The organism is Pseudomonas sp. R32 (genome assembly GCF_009866705.1).
In the GTDB taxonomy this organism is placed as follows: domain Bacteria; phylum Pseudomonadota; class Gammaproteobacteria; order Pseudomonadales; family Pseudomonadaceae; genus Aquipseudomonas; species Aquipseudomonas donghuensis.
Genome location: NZ_CP019396.1, coordinates 1,954,173 through 1,974,553, shown reverse-complemented (window position 1 = coordinate 1,974,553; position 20,381 = coordinate 1,954,173). Strand labels below are relative to the sequence as shown.

General features: G+C 61.2%; 14 protein-coding genes, 2 tRNA genes, 2 rRNA genes and 1 pseudogene. 9 read left to right on the top strand and 10 right to left on the bottom strand.

Annotated elements, in window-relative coordinates; genetic code table 11:
- Position 1: 1 nt before the first annotated feature.
- Complete coding sequence (locus PspR32_RS09035; RefSeq protein WP_269467560.1) at positions 2–1,807, bottom strand: PAS domain-containing sensor histidine kinase; 1,806 nt, start codon at positions 1,805–1,807, stop codon at positions 2–4.
- Between the two features lie 191 nt (positions 1,808–1,998).
- Here PspR32_RS09035 and PspR32_RS09030 point away from each other — a divergent pair, with 191 nt between their 5' ends.
- The 3 genes from PspR32_RS09030 to PspR32_RS09020 all read left to right on the top strand — a co-directional run bounded on the left by PspR32_RS09030 (position 1,999) and on the right by PspR32_RS09020 (position 6,609).
- Entirely contained in the window at positions 1,999–3,621 is a 1,623-nt protein-coding gene (locus PspR32_RS09030) for an acyl-CoA synthetase (RefSeq protein WP_010226591.1), read from the top strand.
- Positions 3,622–3,645: 24 nt separating this feature from the next.
- Positions 3,646–5,415 (top strand): acyl-CoA dehydrogenase C-terminal domain-containing protein, encoded by a 1,770-nt coding sequence (locus PspR32_RS09025; RefSeq protein ID WP_159388330.1) that lies wholly within the window; start codon positions 3,646–3,648, stop codon positions 5,413–5,415.
- 192 nt (positions 5,416–5,607) lie between these two features.
- Positions 5,608–6,609: a FecR family protein gene (locus tag PspR32_RS09020; protein WP_010226595.1), complete on the top strand. Its 1,002-nt coding sequence runs from the start codon at positions 5,608–5,610 to the stop codon at positions 6,607–6,609.
- A 26-nt stretch (positions 6,610–6,635) separates the two neighbouring features.
- Here the strand turns inward: PspR32_RS09020 and PspR32_RS09015 are convergent, their stop codons facing one another.
- The gene (locus PspR32_RS09015) at positions 6,636–7,955 is read right to left on the bottom strand and encodes a Na+/H+ antiporter family protein (RefSeq protein WP_010226597.1); all 1,320 of its coding nucleotides are present in this window, start codon (positions 7,953–7,955) and stop codon (positions 6,636–6,638) included.
- 269 nt (positions 7,956–8,224) lie between these two features.
- Between PspR32_RS09015 and PspR32_RS26660 the strand changes: the two are divergent.
- From PspR32_RS26660 to PspR32_RS09000, 4 genes and pseudogenes are all read left to right on the top strand, one after another.
- Positions 8,225–9,514 (top strand): annotated as a pseudogene (locus PspR32_RS26660) (HAMP domain-containing protein); the annotation flags it as partial.
- 102 nt (positions 9,515–9,616) lie between these two features.
- On the top strand, positions 9,617–10,372 hold the full coding sequence (locus tag PspR32_RS26655; RefSeq protein WP_374045273.1) for a methyl-accepting chemotaxis protein: 756 nt from the start codon (positions 9,617–9,619) through the stop codon (positions 10,370–10,372).
- A 153-nt stretch (positions 10,373–10,525) separates the two neighbouring features.
- Positions 10,526–11,512 carry an ABC transporter substrate-binding protein gene (locus tag PspR32_RS09005; protein ID WP_036994483.1) on the top strand — a complete coding sequence of 329 codons (987 nt, stop codon included), beginning with the start codon at positions 10,526–10,528 and terminating at the stop codon, positions 11,510–11,512.
- Positions 11,509–12,360 carry an ABC transporter permease gene (locus PspR32_RS09000; RefSeq protein WP_026001520.1) on the top strand — a complete coding sequence of 284 codons (852 nt, stop codon included), beginning with the start codon at positions 11,509–11,511 and terminating at the stop codon, positions 12,358–12,360. Before PspR32_RS09005 ends, PspR32_RS09000 begins: the two co-directional genes overlap by 4 nt.
- 66 nt (positions 12,361–12,426) lie before the next feature.
- Here PspR32_RS09000 and PspR32_RS08995 read toward each other — a convergent pair whose 3' ends face one another.
- The 4 genes from PspR32_RS08995 to PspR32_RS08980 are packed head-to-tail and all read right to left on the bottom strand — an operon-like array spanning position 12,427 to position 15,033.
- Complete coding sequence (locus tag PspR32_RS08995) at positions 12,427–13,746, bottom strand: sensor histidine kinase (RefSeq protein WP_159388329.1); 1,320 nt, start codon at positions 13,744–13,746, stop codon at positions 12,427–12,429.
- Positions 13,743–14,411: a response regulator transcription factor gene (locus tag PspR32_RS08990; protein ID WP_010226607.1), complete on the bottom strand. Its 669-nt coding sequence runs from the start codon at positions 14,409–14,411 to the stop codon at positions 13,743–13,745. The genes PspR32_RS08995 and PspR32_RS08990 overlap by 4 nt, the downstream gene beginning before the upstream one ends.
- A complete protein-coding gene (locus PspR32_RS08985; protein WP_010226609.1) occupies positions 14,411–14,713 on the bottom strand; it encodes a PepSY domain-containing protein in 303 nt (100 codons plus the stop codon). The genes PspR32_RS08990 and PspR32_RS08985 overlap by 1 nt, the downstream gene beginning before the upstream one ends.
- A gap of 11 nt (positions 14,714–14,724) precedes the next feature.
- Positions 14,725–15,033 (bottom strand): PepSY domain-containing protein, encoded by a 309-nt coding sequence (locus PspR32_RS08980; protein ID WP_159388328.1) that lies wholly within the window; start codon positions 15,031–15,033, stop codon positions 14,725–14,727.
- A 159-nt stretch (positions 15,034–15,192) separates the two neighbouring features.
- On the opposite strand from PspR32_RS08980, the gene PspR32_RS08975 reads away from it, so the two are divergent.
- Positions 15,193–16,275: a patatin-like phospholipase family protein gene (locus PspR32_RS08975; RefSeq protein ID WP_159388327.1), complete on the top strand. Its 1,083-nt coding sequence runs from the start codon at positions 15,193–15,195 to the stop codon at positions 16,273–16,275.
- A gap of 49 nt (positions 16,276–16,324) precedes the next feature.
- Positions 16,325–16,681 carry a 6-carboxytetrahydropterin synthase QueD gene (gene queD / locus PspR32_RS08970; RefSeq protein WP_010226613.1) on the top strand — a complete coding sequence of 119 codons (357 nt, stop codon included), beginning with the start codon at positions 16,325–16,327 and terminating at the stop codon, positions 16,679–16,681.
- Between the two features lie 150 nt (positions 16,682–16,831).
- On the opposite strand, the gene rrf is transcribed toward queD, so the two are convergent.
- The 4 genes from rrf to PspR32_RS08950 form a co-directional block, all read right to left on the bottom strand.
- Positions 16,832–16,947 (bottom strand): 5S ribosomal RNA (rrf, locus tag PspR32_RS08965).
- Between the two features lie 137 nt (positions 16,948–17,084).
- Positions 17,085–19,975, bottom strand: a 23S ribosomal RNA gene (locus PspR32_RS08960).
- 214 nt (positions 19,976–20,189) lie between these two features.
- Positions 20,190–20,265, bottom strand: a tRNA-Ala gene (locus PspR32_RS08955).
- Between the two features lie 29 nt (positions 20,266–20,294).
- Positions 20,295–20,371 (bottom strand) — tRNA-Ile (locus tag PspR32_RS08950).
- Positions 20,372–20,381 lie beyond the last annotated feature (10 nt).

Sequence of the window (20,381 nt, the reverse complement as noted above, 5' to 3'; positions counted from 1 at the left end):
ATCACTCCCCACTGTTGGCCACCGGCGCCAGCCGACAGCACAAGATCAATCCGCCCACCTCGCCTGGCTGGGCATGCAAAGTGCCACCAAAGCCTTCGACGATACTGCGACTCATGCTCAGGCCCAAACCCAGGCCATCCGCCTTGCTGGTGGTGAACGGGGTGAAGATGCCGTCCAGGCGCTCGGCCGCCACCCCCGGCCCTTGATCGCTGACCCGGATCATTAGCCAGCCCGCCTCAAGCGCTGCGCTGAGCAGGATACGCGAGGCCTGGCCTTTATGTTGCTCGCGGTTGGCGTCGATGGCATTGCGCAACAGGTTGAGCAGCACCTGCTCAAGCAGCACCCGGTCGGCATAGACCGACGGCAGCCCCTCAGCCACCCGCTGCTCGATCCTGACCTGGTCACGGCTGGCTTCCCAATCGCACAGGCGCACCGCTTCACCGACGACATCGACAATCGCCAAGGCCTGCAAGCGCCGCGGCTCCTTGCGCAAAAAGGCGCGCAAGCGTTTGATCACTTCGGCGGCATGGGTGGCTTGTTCGTTGATGCGTTGCAAGCCATGGGCAATGCGCTGCGCAGCCTGCGGATCGAGATCCAGCGCCTGCAGGTAGCGTTGACTGGCACTGGCGTAGTTGACCACCGCCGCCAGTGGCTGGTTGATTTCATGGGCAATCCCCGAGGCCAGCTCGCCCAGGGTGATCAGCCGGGCACTGTGGGCCAGTTCGTCCTGATGGCGACGTTGCTGGCTTTCGCGCAACTCACGCTCGGTCATGTCGCGGGCCACCAGCGAGTAGTAGCGCTCACCGCCAGTCGCGCGATGGGCCAGCAGCACCAGCGACACCGGGAACGCCGTGCCGCCCTGATGCGCGATCAGCCGCGCCTCGGCCTGCCAGACCCCGTGTTGCTCGGCACGCTGCCACCCTTCGTTGTGCAGGCGCTGCTGCAGTGCCGGGTCGAGCAACGCTTGCAGCCTGGGCAGCGGTTCTACGCCCAGCAAGCCCAGCGCCCGGCGCGCCGACTGGTTGAGGTAGCTGAGCTGGCCGTCGCGGTCGCTGAACAACACCAGGTCGGTATTGGCTTCCACCACCTCGGCGAGGCGCCGGCGGTTTTCCTGCGCCTCGATGCGCACGCTGATGTCCCGCGAGACACTGACAATCTCGACCACGGCGCCGGTGTAGGTCTCGCGGATCGCGCGGCTGGCGATCTCGAACCAGCGGTAGCGCCCATCGCGGTGCCGCACCCGGCAGGTCATGGTCTGGTAGCCGTCCTGCTCCAGCGCCTGGGACGCTTGCAGCAGTGATTGCTGGCGATCCTGGGGGTGAAACAGCGTCTGCACCGGCACCCCGCGCAACGCTTCCGGCCAGTAGCCGAGCAGGCGGTACGCGGCAGGCGAGGCATCGATAAAGCTGCCGTCAGGCGTATGCCGGGAAATCAGGTCGGTGGTGTTCTCGGTGATCAGCCGGTACAGGCGCCGGGCCCGGCTGGCCTCACGTTCACCCTGGCGCTCCAGGGTGGCATCCCGACAACGCGCCAGGACCTGTTGGCCGGCGTCATCGGGGATGAAGGTCCAGAGCAGGATCTGCCCAGCCACTTGCGCCTCGACCTCACTGATCGCCCGCGCTTGCTCCAGACAGGCCTGCACCAGTGCCTGATAGTTGCTCGGCAAGCAGAAGTCGGCGTCACGCTGCGGCCAGGGCCCGAGCATGGCCCGCAAGGCCGGGTTGCTGGCCAGCACGCTGGCCGCAGCATCCAGCAACAGACTGGGCTGTGGATCCTTGGCCAGCAGCAGGGAGAAAGGAGTATCCAAAGCGGTGCCTCAGGGCTTTTATAGTATTTATACCATATTGCTATAGTCTATCTTCCAGCTACCATAGCAATTCACGTAAAACTGCGACACCGGAAGGGCCTGCTCCTTCCCGAAACCTGATCAGAGCTAACAATCAGCCATCGGAGGTTTCAGTTCGCCACAGGCGGCTGCCTCCTGCACAGGACGACCTCATGTCGATTTTCTCCCAGGGCCTGGCGCCCGCCCCTGTCAATCATGTTGCCTTGAGCCCCTTGAGTTTCATCGAGCGCACCGCCGCCGTCTACGGCCAGTACCCGGCGGTGATCCACGGCGCCATCCGGCGCAACTGGCAGCAAACCTACGAACGTTGCCGGCGCCTGGCCAGCGCCCTGGCCGGGCGCGGCATCGGCCAGGGCGATACGGTGGCGGTGATGCTGCCGAACATTCCGGCGATGCTCGAAGCGCACTTTGGCGTGCCGATGATCGGCGCGGTGCTCAATGCCCTCAACGTGCGCCTGGACGCCGAAGCCATCGCCTTCATGCTCGAGCACGGCGAAGCCAAGGTGCTGATCACCGACCGCGAGTTCCACAAGGTCGTAGAAGCGGCCCTGGCGCTGATGAAATACCCGCCGCTGGTGATCGATGTCGATGACCCGGAGTACGGCGAAGGCCAGGCGGTCAGCGACCTGGACTACGAAGCGTTTCTCGCCGAAGGCGACCCCGCGTTCGCCTGGCACTGGCCCGAAGACGAATGGCAGGCCATCTCGCTGAACTACACCTCCGGCACCACCGGCAACCCCAAGGGCGTGGTCTATCACCACCGTGGCGCCTACCTCAACGCCCTGGGCAACCAGATGACCTGGGCCATGGGCAATCACCCGGTGTACCTGTGGACCTTGCCGATGTTCCACTGCAACGGCTGGTGCTATCCCTGGACGGTCACCGCCCTGGCCGGCACCCATGTGTTCTTGCGCCGGGTCGATCCGCAGAAGATTCTCACCCTGATCCGCGAACATCAGGTCAGCCACCTGTGCGGCGCGCCGATCGTGCTCAATGCGCTGATCAACATGCCCGACTCGGCCAAGGCGGCCATCGATCACCCGGTCAATGCCATGGTCGCCGGTGCGGCGCCACCGGCCAAGGTCATCGGCGCGGTGGAAGAGATGGGCATCAAGGTCACTCACGTCTATGGCCTGACCGAAGTCTATGGCCCGGTGACCGTCTGCGCCTGGCATGCCGAGTGGGATGAACAACCGCTGGCCGAGCGTGCCCGGATCAAGTCACGCCAGGGCGTGCGCTACCCGACCCTCGAAGGCCTGATGGTCGCCGACCCGCAGACCCTTGAGCCAGTGCAACGCGACGGCAACACCCTGGGCGAGATCTTTATGCGCGGCAACACGGTGATGAAGGGCTACCTGAAAAATCCCGAAGCCACCGCTGAAGCCTTCCGTGGCGGCTGGTTCCACACCGGCGACCTGGCGGTCTGGCATGCCGACGGCTACGTGGAGATCAAGGACCGGCTCAAAGACATCATCATTTCCGGTGGCGAGAACATCTCCACCATCGAAGTCGAGGACACCCTCTACAAGCACCCGGCAGTACTCGAAGCCGCCGTGGTCGCCCGCCCCGACGAGAAATGGGGTGAAACCCCCTGCGCCTATATCACCCTCAAGGCCGGCTGCGAGGGCACCCGAGAAGCCGAGATCATCGCCTTCTGCCGCGAGCACCTGGCCGGCTTCAAACTGCCGAAAACCGTGGTATTCAGCGAACTGCCGAAGACGTCCACCGGCAAGATCCAGAAGTACCTGTTGCGCGACTGGGCCAAGGCGCTCTGACCCCTATTGACTGCGAGAACGGCCATGCCTGAATTCAATGCTCCCCTGCGCGACATGCGCTTTGTCCTTCATGAAGTGTTCCACGGCCCGGCCTTGTGGGCACGCCTGCCAGCCCTGGCCGAACGGGTCGATGCCGACACCGCCGACGCCATCCTTGAAGAGGCGGCGAAAATCACCGGCCAGTTGATCGCCCCGCTCAACCGCAGCGGCGATGAACAGGGCGTGGCCTTCGAGGCGGGCGCCGTGCGCACCCCGGACGGCTTTCGCCAGGCCTGGCAGACCTACCGCGACGGCGGCTGGGTGGGCCTGGCCGGTAACCCGGCGTTTGGCGGCCTGGGCATGCCGAAGATGCTCGCGGTGCAATTCGAAGAGATGCTCTACGCCGCCAACTGCAGCTTCAGCCTGTACTCGGCGCTGAGCGCCGGTTGCTGCCTGGCTATCGACGCCCACGCCAGCGCAGCGCTCAAGGCCACTTACCTGCCGGCGCTGTACAGCGGCCAATGGGCCGGCACCATGTGCCTGACCGAGCCCCACGCCGGCACTGACCTTGGCATCATCCGCAGCAAGGCCGAGCCCCAGGCCGATGGCAGCTACAAGGTCAGCGGCACCAAGATTTTCATCACTGGCGGCGACCAGGACCTGACCGAGAACATCATCCACCTGGTGCTGGCCAAACTGCCGGATGCGCCGGCCGGGCCCAAGGGCATTTCGCTGTTTCTGGTGCCCAAGTACCTGGTCAATGCCGACGGCAGCCTTGGCCAAGGCAACGCGGTCAGCTGTGGTTCGCTCGAGCACAAGATGGGCATCAAGGCCTCGGCCACCTGCGTAATGAACTTCGATGGCGCCACCGGCTACCTGATCGGTGAACAGAACCGTGGACTGGCGGCGATGTTCACGATGATGAACTACGAGCGCCTGTCGATCGGCATTCAGGGCATTGGTTGCGCCGAGGCCTCCTACCAGAATGCCGCGCGCTATGCCTGCGAACGCCTGCAGAGCCGGGCGCCCACCGGCGCCCAGGACCCGCAGCGGATTGCCGACCCGATCATCGTCCACCCGGATGTACGGCGCATGTTGCTGACCATGCGCGCCCTGACCGAAGGCGGACGCGCCTTCGCCACCTACGTCGGCCAGCAACTGGATATTGCCAAGTACGCTGAAGACGCCGAGGAGCGCGACGCGGCGCAACACCAGGTGGCGCTACTGACACCTGTGGCCAAGGCCTTCTTCACCGACAATGGCCTGGAGAGCTGCGTACTTGGCCAGCAGGTGTTTGGCGGCCACGGCTATATTCGCGAATGGGGTCAGGAGCAATTGGTGCGCGATGTGCGCATTGCGCAGATCTACGAGGGCACCAACGGCATCCAGGCGCTGGACTTGCTCGGCCGTAAAGTGGTGGCCGATGGCGGCCAGGCGCTGGCTGCCTTTGCCGCGCAGATTCGCGAGTTTGCCCAGGCACAACCGCCTTTTTGCCAGCCGCTGCTTAACGCCCTGAACGAGCTGGAAGACCTGAGCCAGTGGCTATGCACGCAAGCGAGCCGCGACCCGAACGCCATTGGCGCAGCCTCAGTGGAGTACCTGCAGCTGTTCGGCTACGTCGCCTACGCCTACATGTGGTCACGCATGGCCGCCGTCGCCCGCGACGCGCTGGTGCACGACCCGGCGTTCTACGGCGCCAAGCTGGCCAGCGCCGGGTTCTTCTTCGAACGCCTGCTGCCACGCACGCTGTCGCTGCAAGCCAGTATCCGCGCCGGCAGTGCCCCGTTGTTCGAGTTGGATGCCGCGCAGTTCTGAAACCTGGCCTGCGACGCTGAACAGGCGTCGCAGGCTTACCTTCCGTCCGTGATTTTGTAAGCAATCATTGTCAGATCCGCGGTTTTACGCGGGTTTGACGGTAAAAAAGCCTACAACTGATAGTCATTCGCCATTATCTCGGTTCTCGCCCACCTACCCTGCAAGGTAGAATGGACAAAACCGGGAGTTTCAATGAATCACACCAGTCTCAGCGCCGCCGAATACGATGCCATCACCGATGCCGCCGCGCAGTGGTGCCTGCGCTTGCAAGCTGAAGACTGCACAGCCGCCGAGCGGCGCGCGTTCGAGCAATGGCTGAGTGCCAACCCGCTGCACCTGCAGGAATATCAGGCGATGCTGGAAATCTGGCAGACCGCCGACCATCTGCCCCGCAGCGTCCCGGACAACGTGGTGCCCCTGCCACAGCGCCAGCGCAACCACTGGCAGCGTTTCGCCACGGCGGCAGCCATCGCCCTGGTGGCGCTGCCAGCCGGCGCCTGGGTCGGTTGGGAGCAAGGCTGGTTGCCCAATAGCTATCAGCACCTGGAAAGCAACGGCCAGCTCAGCCGCGTTGTGCTTGGCGACGGCAGCGAGGTCGAACTGAACCTCAATACCGAGCTGCGCTTTAGCAACTACAAGGATGAGCGCCGGGTCACCCTGATCAAGGGTGAAGCCTTCTTCAAGGTCAGCCATGACAGCCAGCATCCCTTCGTGGTGCATGCGGCCAATGGCTGGACGCGGGTCACCGGTACCCAGTTCAACGTGTGGAAGTACGATGATCAGGTCAAGGTGACCCTGGTCGAAGGTTCAGTGCTGGTCAGCAGCGATGGCCAGGCCAGCGACAGCAGCTATCGTCTGGGCCCGGGCATGCAGGCCAGCTACAAGGCCGGCGACTACGAGCCACGCCTGAGCCAGACCTACAACCAGGACAACAGCCTGGCCTGGCGCAGCGGCAAGCTGATCCTCGACAACCAGAGCCTGGCCCAGGCCTTGCCAATGATCAACCGCTACCTGGACAAACCGCTGCTGCTGGCCGATGCCAGCACTGGCAGCATCCGCATCAGCGGTATCTACAACACCAGCGAAATCAAGCGCCTGGTCAGCGCCTTGCCCAAGGTGTTGCCGGTCTACCTGACCCGGAACAAAAACGGCAACATGGTGCTCAACCGCATCTCGCCACCTGCCAAAGGCTGAGCCTTGCGCTCAGCCCGTCGCCTGCGTCAGAGCATCATCGCCGCCAGCCAACCAAATGCCAGCAATGGCAGGTTGTAATGGATGAAGGTCGGTACCACGGTGTCCCAGATATGGTGATGCTGACCATCGACGTTCAGGCCCGAGGTCGGCCCCAGGGTCGAGTCCGACGCCGGTGAACCGGCATCCCCCAAGGCTCCAGCGGTACCGACGATGCACACTGTCGCCACAGGATCGAAGCCCAGTTGTACGCACAGCGGCACGAAGATCGCCGCCAGGATCGGCACGGTGGAGAACGAGGAGCCGATGCCCATGGTCACCAGCAGGCCGACCAGCAGCATCAACAGCGCACCAATGCCCTTGCTGTGATTGATCCAGGCCGCCGAGGCCTCGACCAGGGACTTGACCTCGCCGGTGGCCTTCATCACGTCGGCGAAGCCTGATGCGGCGATCATGATGAAGCCGATCATGGCCATCATCTTCATGCCTTCGGTGAACAGGTCATCGGTGTCTTTCCAGCGCACGATGCCCGAGACCGAGAAAATCAGAAAACCGGCCATGGCGCCGATGATCATCGAGTCCAGCCACAGCTGGATGATGAACGCCGCCGCAATGGCAACACCGGCCACCAGCAGGGTCAGCGGGTTGTAGCGCACCGTGACCTGCTCGACCTGCTCGATTTTCTCCAGGTCATACTCACGCTTCTTGCGATAGCTGATGAACACCGCCACCAGCAGGCCAAAGAGCATGCCCGCGGCCGGGATGGCCATGGCGTGGGTAACGTTGACGCCGCTGACATCCACGCCGCTGCGGCTGACACTGCCCAGCAGGATCTGGTTAAGGAAGATGTTGCCAAAGCCCACCGGCAGGAAGATATACGGGGTGATCAGGCCGAAGGTCATCACGCAGGCCACCAGGCGCCGGTCGATCTGCAGCTTGGTCAATACATACAGCAGCGGCGGCACCAGCAACGGAATGAAGGCGATATGGATCGGCAGAATGTTCTGCGACGAAATCGCCACCACCAGCAGCAGAGCAATCAACAGCCATTTGACCTTGCCGCCGTTGCTATGCCCCTGCCGGTCGATCATGGCCAGGGCGCGATCCGCCAAGGCATGGGCCATGCCCGACTTGGCAATGGCTACGGCGAAAGCGCCAAGCAACGCGTACGACAACGCCACCGTGGCACCGCCACCCAGCCCGCCATTGAAGGCCTTGAGCGTGCCTTCGATGCCCAGGCCACCGACCAGGCCACCCACCAGGGCGCCGACGATCAGGGCGATAACCACATGCACGCGGGACAGGCTCAATATCAGCATGATGCCGACCGCGGCAATTACTGCATTCATTCTGTGACCTCTAGAAACCAGACAAAAAGCGACCGATCCGGCGACAGACTGCTCGCAAGCAGTGGCCGAACGACAGGTATTTTTATGGAGGGCGCACACTCTGAAGCAGACCCCCGCGCTTGTCAAAAAAACGGAGTGTTGCGCCTGCGACAATAAGTCGCCTCAGCGACCGAAAACGACGCATTTCAATTGAACGTTTGAATAAAGAAAACGGCCTCGCGGCCGACATAGTCGGCAGCCTCAATCTTTCAGGATCTAAGGACTTCGCCATGTCGTTCAGACAACTTTCCATACAGTGGAAGATCACCCTGCTGGCCGGCCTGTGCCTGGCAGGCATCGTTACCCTGCTGGTGGGCCTCTCGCTGTATCGCATGGAGCACAGTACGCAACTGGTCAAGGCCAGCAGCATGCAGATGCTCACCGAAGCGGCCCAGGGGCGCATCGAATCCCAGGGCGAAGTCCAGGCCTTGAACATCCGTCGCCAGTTCATGGATGCCTACCAGTACGGTGCCGGTTTCGCCCGCCAGGTGCTGTTCCTGCGCGAACAGGCCGAGAAGCGCTTTCTCGATGCCTTCGACCTGCGCGAGGACATGACCCGCCAGGTACGCGCGGCGCTGCAGGCCAACCCCGACCTGCTCGGCCTGTCGCTGGTGTTCGAACCCAACGCGCTGGACAACAAGGACGCGCTGTTCGTCAACCAGAAAGAACTGGGCAGCAACGAGAAAGGCCGCTTTGCCCTGTACTGGTCGCAACCGACCCCGGGCCAACTGACCTCCATGGCGCTGCCTGAGCGCGACATGAACGACACCAGCATCGGCCCCAGCGGCGAGCCGGCCAACACCTGGTCGGTGTGCCCGCGCACGACCCGCAAGGTCTGCGTGATCGAGCCCTACTTCTATGAGATCAACGGCCAGCAGGTGCTGATGACCAGCATCGTGTTCCCGCTGATGGCCGCCGACAAGGTGATCGCCACCCTGTCCATCGACATCAATCTCAACAGCCTGCAGGCCTTGAGCCAACAGGCCAGCCGCAATCTTTACCAGGGCCAGACCCAGGTCGGTATCCTCAGCCCGGTAGGCCTGCTGGCCGGCTACAGCCCGGATGCCGGCAAGCTGGCCCAACGTTTCGACCAGGTCGACGCGGAAAAAGGCGCCGAGCTGATCCGCCTGCTGGGCGACAGCACGCCGCTGCACAGCCTCCACCACAACCAGCGCCTGAAGGTGCTGGCCTCGTTCGCGCCGATCCCTGGCGGCAAGCCTTGGGGCGTGTTGCTCGACGTACCGGAAAGCGCCCTGACCGGCCCGGCCGAAGCCCTCAAGCAAGAGCTCGACCAACGCAACACCAGCGGCACCCTGATGGAACTGGGCCTGGGCCTGCTGGCGGCCATCGTCGGCCTGCTGCTGATCTGGCTGATGGCGCGCACCGTGACCCGGCCGATCCTCGGCGTGGCGGCCATGCTCAAGGACATCGCCAGCGGCGAAGGCGACCTGACCCGCCGCCTGACCTACGACAAGCGCGACGAACTGGGTGAGCTGGCCGGCTGGTTCAACCGCTTCCTCGACAAGCTGCAGCCGACCATTGCCGAGGTCAAGCGCTCGGTCCAGGCCGCCCGCGATACCGCCGACCAGTCCTCGGCGATCGCCAGCCAGACCAGCGCCGGTATGGAACAGCAGTATCGCCAGGTCGATCAGGTGGCCACCGCTTCCCACGAGATGAGTGCCACCGCCCAGGACGTCGCCCGTAGCGCCGCGCAAGCCGCCCAGGCTGCCCGCGACGCCGACCAGGCCACCCGCCAGGGCCTGGCCGTGATCGACCGCACTACCAGCAGCATCGACACCCTCGCCGCCGACATGAGCACCGCCATGGGCCAGGTCGAAGGCCTGGCCGAGAACAGCGAAAAGATCGGCTCGGTGCTGGAAGTGATCCGCTCGATCGCCGAGCAGACCAACCTCTTGGCGCTGAACGCCGCCATCGAGGCCGCCCGCGCCGGTGAAGCCGGTCGAGGGTTTGCCGTGGTCGCCGACGAGGTGCGCAACCTGGCCCGGCGCACCCAGGAATCGGTTGAAGAAACCCGCCAGGTGATCGAAGAGCTGCAGGCCGGCACCCGCGAAGTGGTCGGCGCCATGGACAGCAGCCATCGCCAGGCCCAGGGCAGCGTCGAGCAGGTCGGCCAGGCGGTCACCGCCCTGCAGCAGATCGGCAATGCGGTCACGGTGATCAGCGACATGAACCTGCAGATCGCCAGCGCCGCCGAAGAGCAAAGTGCGGTGGCTGAAGAGATCAACAGCAACGTGGCTACCATTCGTGACGTCACCGAATCGCTGTCGGAACAGGCCAACGAATCGGCGCGGGTCAGCCAGTCGCTCAACAGCCTGGCCAACCAGCAGCAGGGGCTGATGGATCAGTTCCGGGTGTAACCCCGTGGGAGCTGGCTTGCCAGCGATCGAGCGCAAAGCGCTCGCAGGTGGAGCCTCATGCAGGCCTCATCGCTGGCAAGCCAGCTCCCACAAAAACCTGCCGGCTCTCCTCTACTACACTTGCCAGACTCCCTACCTTGCGAGCGAGGCACAATGAAGCCGATCACCACCCTGCTGACCAGCGCACTCCTTGCGCTGGGGCTGATTACCTGCAGCCACGCCGCCGACAAATCCATGCCCATCCACTTCGGTGACATCACCTGGGAAAGCGGCAGCCTCACCACCGAGATCCTGCGGCTGATCGTCGAGAAAGGCTACGGTTACCCCACCGACACCCTGCCCGGCAGCACCGTGAGCATGGAAGTCGCGCTGGCACGCAACGACATCCAGGTCATCGGCGAAGAATGGGCCGGGCGCAGCCCGGCCTGGGTAAAGGCCGAGCAGGCCGGCCAGGTATTCAGCATCGGCGATACGGTGAAGAATGCCGATGAAGGCTGGTATGTGCCGGCGTACGTAATCAAGGATCTGGCGCCGCACCTGCGTTCGGTGGCCGACCTCAAGCAGTACAAGGCCGTGTTCAAGGACCCGGAGTCCCCCGACAAGGGCCGCTTCCTCAACAGCCCCAGCGGCTGGACCTCCGAGACCGTCAATAGCCAGAAGCTCAAGGCCTATGGCCTGGACAACGACTACGTGAACTTTCGCAGCGGCTCGGGTGCCGCCCTCGATGCCGAAATCACTTCAGCCATCCGCCGCGGCAAACCGGTGCTGTTCTACTACTGGAGCCCTACCCCGCTCATGGGCCGCTACGACCTGGTACGCCTTGAGGAGCCGCCGTTCAATGCCGAGGCCTGGCAGACCCTGACCGATGCCAGCCATCCAAACCCGCAAGGCACGCGCTCACTGCCGGCAAAATTGTCCATTGGTGTTTCTGCGCCATTCAAAAAGGATTATCCGCAACTGGTCGAGTTCTTCGCCAAGGTCGACCTGCCCATCGACACCCTCAACAAGACCCTGGCGCAGATGAGCGAAAAGCGCGAGTCGCCCAAGGAGGCAGCACTCAGGTTCATGCGTGATAACCCGAACATCTGGAAAGCCTGGCTACCCGCCGAGATCGCGGGCAAGGTCGAGGCGAGCCTGTGAGTGGAGGCTTTCCCGAAACGTTGCACTTCTCCTTTGCCGACGCCGTTAACCGCTTCGTTGATTGGCTGGTACTGGCTTACGGCGATCAATTGCGCAATGTCTCCGATGGCCTGCTGCAGGTACTGGTCGGCCTGGAAAACCTGCTACGCCTGACGCCTTGGTGGCTGTTGCTGGTGATCGTCGCACTGATGACCTGGCACGCCAGCCGCAGTGTCGTCCGTGCCCTGGTGCTCAGCGGCCTGTTGTTTCTGATCGGCGTGGTCGGCCTGTGGGACAAGCTCCTGCAAACCTGTGCGCTGGTGCTGGTGAGCACCGGCCTGTGCGTACTGATCGGCATCCCGGTGGGCGTCCTGCTGGCCAGCCGGCCCTTGGCGCGTAAGCTGCTGATGCCGGTGCTCGACGTCATGCAGACCCTGCCCAGCTTCGTCTACCTGATCCCGGTGTTGATGCTGTTCGGCCTGGGCAAGGTGCCGGCCATCTTCGCCACCCTGATCTATGCCCTGCCGCCCCTGATCCGCCTGACCGAACTGGGCCTGAGCCAGATCGACCCGAGCCTGACCCAGGCGGCTCACGGCCTGGGGGCCAGTCGCTGGCAGCGACTGCGGCGGGTGCAACTGCCGCTGGCGATGCCGAGCATCATGGCCGGGCTCAACCAGTCGGTGATGATGGCCCTGTCGATGGTGGTGGTCGCCTCGATGATTGGCGCGCGCGGGCTGGGAGAAGATGTGCTGGCGGGGATTCAGACGCTCAATGTTGGCAAAGGCGTGGAGGCCGGCTTGGCGATTGTGGCGCTGGCGATGGTGATTGACCGGATCACCCAGGCGTATGGCCAGCCGCGTCATAGTTAGCGATTGAGGGCCTCATCGCGGGTCAAGTCGGATCGCCGCACCGCAGCTCCTACATGACCCGCGATGCTATCTGACCTTGCGCGGCAGCTCGATGCTGACCCGCAATCCACCCAGCGAGCTTTCCAGCAAACGCATCTGCCCACCCCAGGCCTCGACGATGTCGCGCACGATGCCCAGACCCAGGCCGTGACCATCGACCTGCTCATCAAGCCGGGTCCCGCGCTCAAGGACTTGCTCGCGCGCCTTCTCCGGGATGCCCGGGCCGTCATCATCGATCCACAGGCAATAGTGTTGCGCTTGTTCTTCGATGCTCAGCCGCACTTCGCTGTCAGCCCATTTGCAGGCGTTGTCCAGCAGGTTGCCCAGCAGTTCGAGCAGGTCTTCACGATCCCAGGGCAGCAACAAACCTGCGGGTACCTGCTTGCTCAGTTCCAGGCCTTCACCATGGATCATGCCCAGGGTCGACAGCAACCCCGGCAGCTCGGCATCGCAATCAAACAGGGCGCCCGGCAATGCGTCACCGGCCAAACGTGCGCGGTTGAGTTCGCGACTCAGGCGCTGCTGGATCTGCTCGAGCTGGTCTCGCAACTGGGCACGGACTTCCGGCAGGTCCCTGAGGCGTTCGCTGGAGGCCAGGCTGAGCAGCACCGCCAGAGGCGTCTTCAGCGCATGCCCAAGGTTGCCCAGGGCATTGCGTGAACGACGCAAGCTGTCTTCAGTGTGGGCCAGCAAGTGGTTGATCTGTGCGACCAGGGGCTCGAGCTCTGTCGGCACCTGGGTATCGAGCTGTGACCGCTGGCCCTGCTGCAACTGGGCGATCTGCTCGCGGGCACGTTCCAGCGGGCGCAATGAACGGGTCACGGTGATGCGTTGCAGCACCAGGATCAGCAACAGCGCGACCAGGCCCAGGCCCAGGCCGATCTGCTGCATGCGCCTGAAGCCATCGCGCACCGGGGTATAGTCCTGGGCGACACTGATGGAAATCGCCTGGCCCAGTCGCCGGTAGTCGGCTCGCAGGACCAACAGTTGCTGGCCCTCGGGTCCAAGCTGCAGCCCGGTGTGCAGGCCCGGTGTTGCCGGAGCCGGCATGTCCATGTCCCACAACGAACGCGAGCGCCAGTTGCCGCCGTCGAAGTCGATGCGAAAGTAATAGCCCGAGAACGGCCGCTTGTAGGCCGAGGAGATCCGTCGCTCGTCCAGTTCCAGCCCGGTCTGGCCGCGCACCAGGGCAACCAGCAGGTTTTCACTCTCCTTGCGCAGCCCCGTCTCCAGGTAGCGTTGCAGCCCGGCTTCGAACAGCCACAGGCTGAGCTGGGCCAGGACCAGCCCGACCAGCACCAGTACCGCAATCAGGCCAAGGCTCAAGCGTGCCTGGATCGACTTCACTCGCTGCTCCCGGCATAGCGGTAGCCCTGGCCGCGGCGGGTCTCGATCACACTGCGGCCAAGCTTGCGGCGCAGGTGGTTGACGTGCACTTCCAGGACGTTGGAATCCCGTTCGGTTTCACCGTCATAGAGGTGTTCGGCCAGGTGACTTTTCGACAGGATCTGTTGCGGGTGCAGCATAAAATATCGCAGCAGGCGAAACTCGGCAGCGGTGAGCTGGATGTCGACGCCGGCGCGGGTCACACACTGGCGGCCTTCGTCCAGCTGCAGGCCGGCGGCGTCCAGGGTCGGCTGGTTGGCAAGCCCGCGCGCACGGCGCAGCAGCGACTGGATACGCAGTTGCAGTTCTTCCGGGTGAAAGGGCTTGCTCAGGTAGTCGTCGGCGCCGGCCTTCAAGCCCTCGATACGCTCGGCCCAGGAGCCGCGCGCGGTGAGGATCAACACCGGTGTCGCCAGGCCAGATGCGCGCCACTGGGCCAGCACCTCGAGGCCCGGCAAGCCGGGCAGCCCGAGGTCGAGAATGATCAGGTCATAGGGTTCGCTGCTGCCCTGGTAGACCGCATCCCTGCCGTCGGCCAGCCAGTCGACCGCATAACCCTGGCGTTGCAGGCTCTGGGTCAGTTCATCTGCCAGCGGCACGTTGTCCTCGACCAGTAACAGGCGCATCAGTCATCTTCCTCGTCTTTGAGCAGCGCTCCATTGGTAGCGTCGAGCTTGATCTCGCGCACCACGCCTTCAGGGGTCAGCAATTCGACCTCGTACTCGTACCTGTCGTGTTTCTGTTCCAGCTCCGCCTCCAGCAATGTCGCCCCGGGATAGCGTCCCAGGGCGTCTTTGAGCAGTTGCTCCAACGGCAGGATGATGCCCCGCTCGCGCAGTTGCAGGGCTTCGTCCTGATCGAGGTCGCGGGCCGAAGCCAGCGAGCAGAGGGCCAACAGCGCAATGAGAACGGTCTGTGCTGCTCGCATGCAAGGGCTCATCAGGTGTCCTGAGCGTCCTTGAGGACTTCGCCGGTCTTGGCATCGAGATCAACGTCCCACTCGACGTTCTGGGCGTCACGCAGTTCGACCTTGTAGAGATAGCGACCGTACTCGTCTTCCAGTTCGGAATCGGTGACGGTTGCGCCTGGGTGCTTGGCGATGGCGGCGGCCTTGAGTTCGTCCAGCGACTTGATGCTCTTGGCGTTGACCAGTTTTACCACTTCATCAGGCTGTACATCTTTAGCCAGCGCGACGTTGGCGCTCAGGGCAAGGGCAGCAGTGGCGAACAGGGCAGTCAAAGTTTTCATCGTGTCTCTCCGTTGAGATCAAAAATGTTTCTACGGGGCCTAGAGTACCCAACCGAACTTAATTGAAGCTGAAAACAACTGGCGACATGATAGCGCAGCCCTGCCCCACATCTGGACCGCTGTTCTTTATAATTACCGGCTCAAGACCGCGAGGCCCGTATGAGCGCAATCCATATCAAGTACCCGGCCCTGACCCTCAAGGCCGGCAGCCGTGCCCTGCAACGCATACGCGAAGGTGGCTTGCAGGCAGCGGATGTGGGTGTGTTGCCAGGCGCTGCGGGCGGCCCCAAGGCTTTGGGCATCCAAGGGCTGGACCTGGCATTGTTCGGCCAGTGGTTACCCGGCACACCGCGTGAACGGGCGCTGATCGGTGCCTCGATCGGCTCCTGGCGCTTCGCCAGTGCCTGCCTGCCCAACCCGGCCCAGGCCCTGCAGCGCTTGGGGCAGCTGTACACCGAACAGGACTTTGCCAAGGGTGTGACCCAGGCTGAAGTCAGCCGCAGCTGCGAGCGCATGCTTGATGAATTGCTCGAAGGGCGCGACGCGCAGGTCCTCGAAAGTTCGGACTATCGCCTGAACATCATGGTGGTAAAAAGCCACGGGCTGCTTGCCCATGATCATCGCGGGCGCCTGGGCATGGGCCTGTCATCGGTGATCGCCGACAACCTGATCGGCCGCCCGCGCCTGGCCCGGCACTTCGAACGGATCATCCTTCACGATGCCCGTAGCGGTCCGCCGTTGCAGGCACTGACCGACTTCCCGTCGCGCTACCTGGCGCTGGATATCAACAACCTGCGGCATGCCCTCCTGGCTTCCGGGTCGATCCCCATGGTCATGCAAGGCGTGCGCGATATCCCCGGCGCAGGCCAGGGGACCTACCGTGATGGCGGGCTGCTCGACTATCACCTGGACCTGCCCTACGCCGGTGACGATATCGTGCTTTACCCGCACTTCACCGACAAGGTCATCCCCGGCTGGTTCGACAAGGCCCTGCCCTGGCGTCGCGGTGACGCCCAACGCTTACGTAATGTCCTGCTGCTGGCACCCTCGCCGCAGTACCTGGCCAGCCTGCCCTACGGCAAGCTGCCGGACCGCAGCGACTTCAAGCGTTTCATGGGGGATGCCGGTAGCCGCCAGCGTTATTGGCACAAGGCAATGGCCGAAAGCCAGCGCTTGGGCGACGAGCTGCTTGAGCTGATAGAAACCGGCAAGCTGCACACGCATCTGCAACCACTGAAGTGACCATGCTGGTAAACTGACAGCCAGCATTGGTTTACAGAGTCAAGACATCGTGGAAATTTTCAAAGAGTTTACATTCGAATCGGCACACCGCCTGCCCCACGTCCCTGAAGGGCACAAGTGTGGTCGCCTGCATGGTCACTCGTTCAAGGTTGCCCTGCACCTGACCGGCCCGCTCGACCCGCATACCGGCTGGATTCGCGATTTCTCCGAGATCAAGGCGATCTTCAAGCCACTGTACGAGCAACTGGATCACAATTACCTGAACGACATTCCTGGCCTGGAGAACCCGACCAGCGAAGTGATCGCCAAATGGATCTGGGATCAGGTCAAGCCGCTGCTGCCGGAGCTGTCCAAGGTACGGATTCATGAGACCTGCACCAGTGGTTGCGAGTACTACGGCGACTGAATCGGTAAATGGATGTGAAGAGACCACCCTGCGGGGTGGTTTTTTTTCGGCTGGTTTTCACTCATGTGGGAGCGGCGGTGCGACGCTCCCACAGACGCCAGAAAGACAAAACCCCTACCTGCGTACGCAGATAGGGGTTTCGGAATTTAATCTTGACGATGACCTACTCTCACATGGGGAAACCCCACACTACCATCGGCGATGCATCGTTTCACTGCTGAGTTCGGGATGGGATCAGGTGGTTCCAATGCTCTATGGTCGTCAAGAAATTCTGTTGCCAGAAGGTCTTGTTTAAGACACTCCAGCGAATCGGGTATGTGATGTTTTGTGAGTTACAAATTCTCGGCTTTGCAGTCTTCACAACACCGCAATCTGGCTTTCGCTCAAATTGCTTGGGTGTTATATGGTCAAGCCTCACGGGCAATTAGTATTGGTTAGCTCAACGCCTCACAGCGCTTACACACCCAACCTATCAACGTCGTAGTCTTCGACGGCCCTTCAGGGAGCTCAAGGCTCCAGTGAGATCTCATCTTGAGGCAAGTTTCCCGCTTAGATGCTTTCAGCGGTTATCTCTTCCGAACATAGCTACCCGGCAATGCCACTGGCGTGACAACCGGAACACCAGAGGTTCGTCCACTCCGGTCCTCTCGTACTAGGAGCAGCCCCTCTCAAATCTCAAACGTCCACGGCAGATAGGGACCGAACTGTCTCACGACGTTCTAAACCCAGCTCGCGTACCACTTTAAATGGCGAACAGCCATACCCTTGGGACCGGCTTCAGCCCCAGGATGTGATGAGCCGACATCGAGGTGCCAAACACCGCCGTCGATATGAACTCTTGGGCGGTATCAGCCTGTTATCCCCGGAGTACCTTTTATCCGTTGAGCGATGGCCCTTCCATACAGAACCACCGGATCACTAAGACCTACTTTCGTACCTGCTCGACGTGTCTGTCTCGCAGTCAAGCGCGCTTTTGCCTTTATACTCTACGACCGATTTCCGACCGGTCTGAGCGCACCTTCGTACTCCTCCGTTACTCTTTAGGAGGAGACCGCCCCAGTCAAACTACCCACCATACACTGTCCTCGATCCGGATAACGGACCTGAGTTAGAACCTCAAAGTTGCCAGGGTGGTATTTCAAGGATGGCTCCACGCGAACTGGCGTCCACGCTTCAAAGCCTCCCACCTATCCTACACAAGCAAATTCAAAGTCCAGTGCAAAGCTATAGTAAAGGTTCACGGGGTCTTTCCGTCTAGCCGCGGATACACTGCATCTTCACAGCGATTTCAATTTCACTGAGTCTCGGGTGGAGACAGCGCCGCCATCGTTACGCCATTCGTGCAGGTCGGAACTTACCCGACAAGGAATTTCGCTACCTTAGGACCGTTATAGTTACGGCCGCCGTTTACCGGGGCTTCGATCAAGAGCTTCGCGTTAGCTAACCCCATCAATTAACCTTCCGGCACCGGGCAGGCGTCACACCCTATACGTCCACTTTCGTGTTTGCAGAGTGCTGTGTTTTTAATAAACAGTCGCAGCGGCCTGGTATCTTCGACCGGCATGGGCTTACGGAGCAAGTCCTTCACCCTCACCGGCGCACCTTCTCCCGAAGTTACGGTGCCATTTTGCCTAGTTCCTTCACCCGAGTTCTCTCAAGCGCCTTGGTATTCTCTACCCAACCACCTGTGTCGGTTTGGGGTACGGTTCCTAGTTATCTGAAGCTTAGAAGCTTTTCTTGGAAGCATGGCATCAACCACTTCGTCGCCTAAAGGCAACTCGTCATCAGCTCTCGGCCTTAAGATCCCGGATTTACCTAAGATCTCAGCCTACCACCTTAAACTTGGACAACCAACGCCAAGCTGGCCTAGCCTTCTCCGTCCCTCCATCGCAATAACTAGAAGTACAGGAATATTAACCTGTTTTCCATCGACTACGCTTTTCAGCCTCGCCTTAGGGACCGACTAACCCTGCGTCGATTAACGTTGCGCAGGAAACCTTGGTCTTTCGGCGTGGGAGTTTTTCACTCCCATTGTCGTTACTCATGTCAGCATTCGCACTTCTGATACCTCCAGCAAGCTTCTCAACTCACCTTCACAGGCTTACAGAACGCTCCTCTACCGCATCACCTAAGTGATACCCGTAGCTTCGGTGTATGGTTTGAGCCCCGTTACATCTTCCGCGCAGGCCGACTCGACTAGTGAGCTATTACGCTTTCTTTAAAGGGTGGCTGCTTCTAAGCCAACCTCCTAGCTGTCTAAGCCTTCCCACATCGTTTCCCACTTAACCATAACTTTGGGACCTTAGCTGACGGTCTGGGTTGTTTCCCTTTTCACGACGGACGTTAGCACCCGCCGTGTGTCTCCCATGCTCGGCACTTGTAGGTATTCGGAGTTTGCATCGGTTTGGTAAGTCGGGATGACCCCCTAGCCGAAACAGTGCTCTACCCCCTACAGTGATACATGAGGCGCTACCTAAATAGCTTTCGAGGAGAACCAGCTATCTCCGAGCTTGATTAGCCTTTCACTCCGATCCACAGGTCATCCGCTAACTTTTCAACGGTAGTCGGTTCGGTCCTCCAGTCAGTGTTACCTAACCTTCAACCTGCCCATGGATAGATCGCCCGGTTTCGGGTCTATACCCAGCGACTAAACGCCCTATTAAGACTCGCTTTCGCTACGCCTCCCCTATTCGGTTAAGCTCGCCACTGAATATAAGTCGCTGACCCATTATACAAAAGGTACGCAGTCACCTAACAAAGTAGGCTCCCACTGCTTGTACGCATACGGTTTCAGGTTCTATTTCACTCCCCTCTCCGGGGTTCTTTTCGCCTTTCCCTCACGGTACTGGTTCACTATCGGTCAGTCAGTAGTATTTAGCCTTGGAGGATGGTCCCCCCATATTCAGACAAAGTTTCTCGTGCTCCGTCCTACTCGATTTCATGACTAAGAGATTTTCGCGTACAGGGCTATCACCCACTATGGCCGCACTTTCCAGAGCGTTCCGCTAATCTCAAAGCCACTTAAGGGCTAGTCCCCGTTCGCTCGCCACTACTAAGGGAATCTCGGTTGATTTCTTTTCCTCAGGGTACTTAGATGTTTCAGTTCCCCTGGTTCGCCTCTTGCACCTATGTATTCAGTACAAGATACTCAGCTTATGCTGAGTGGGTTCCCCCATTCAGAGATCTCCGGATCAAAGTCTGTTTGCCGACTCCCCGAAGCTTATCGCAGGCTACCACGTCTTTCATCGCCTCTGACTGCCAAGGCATCCACCGTATGCGCTTCTTCACTTGACCATATAACCCCAAGCAATCTGGTTATACTGTGAAGACAACATTCGCCGAAAATTTGTAATGACTCACAAATTTTACCTTAGCCTGAACACACACCAGTGAAAGTGCTGTCCAGTCTATCTTTCTATCACATACCCAAATTTTTAAAGAACGATTCTGAAAAAGTTCAGAAATCAATATTCGATCCGAATATTCATTTCTAAGCTTTTACGTAAGGTGGTGGAGCCAAGCGGGATCGAACCGCTGACCTCCTGCGTGCAAGGCAGGCGCTCTCCCAGCTGAGCTATGGCCCCGTATTGCTACAGGCTGCACCACATGTAATTGGTGGGTCTGGGCAGATTCGAACTGCCGACCTCACCCTTATCAGGGGTGCGCTCTAACCAACTGAGCTACAGACCCAATCGTCTTC

Bases quoted from the DNA above. Each gene is read 5' to 3' on its own strand.
- PspR32_RS09015 (WP_010226597.1), bottom strand. From the start codon at position 7,955: ATGAATGCAGTAATTGCCGCGGTCGGCATCATGCTGATATTGAGCCTG.
- PspR32_RS08975 (WP_159388327.1), top strand. From the start codon at position 15,193: ATGAGCGCAATCCATATCAAGTACCCGGCCCTGACCCTCAAGGCCGGC.
- PspR32_RS09005 (WP_036994483.1), top strand. From the start codon at position 10,526: ATGAAGCCGATCACCACCCTGCTGACCAGCGCACTCCTTGCGCTGGGG.
- PspR32_RS09020 (WP_010226595.1), top strand. From the start codon at position 5,608: ATGAATCACACCAGTCTCAGCGCCGCCGAATACGATGCCATCACCGAT.
- PspR32_RS09030 (WP_010226591.1), top strand. From the start codon at position 1,999: ATGTCGATTTTCTCCCAGGGCCTGGCGCCCGCCCCTGTCAATCATGTT.
- PspR32_RS09025 (WP_159388330.1), top strand. From the start codon at position 3,646: ATGCCTGAATTCAATGCTCCCCTGCGCGACATGCGCTTTGTCCTTCAT.
- PspR32_RS08980 (WP_159388328.1), bottom strand. From the start codon at position 15,033: ATGAAAACTTTGACTGCCCTGTTCGCCACTGCTGCCCTTGCCCTGAGC.
- PspR32_RS08985 (WP_010226609.1), bottom strand. From the start codon at position 14,713: ATGCGAGCAGCACAGACCGTTCTCATTGCGCTGTTGGCCCTCTGCTCG.
- PspR32_RS26655 (WP_374045273.1), top strand. From the start codon at position 9,617: ATGGAACAGCAGTATCGCCAGGTCGATCAGGTGGCCACCGCTTCCCAC.
- PspR32_RS08990 (WP_010226607.1), bottom strand. From the start codon at position 14,411: ATGCGCCTGTTACTGGTCGAGGACAACGTGCCGCTGGCAGATGAACTG.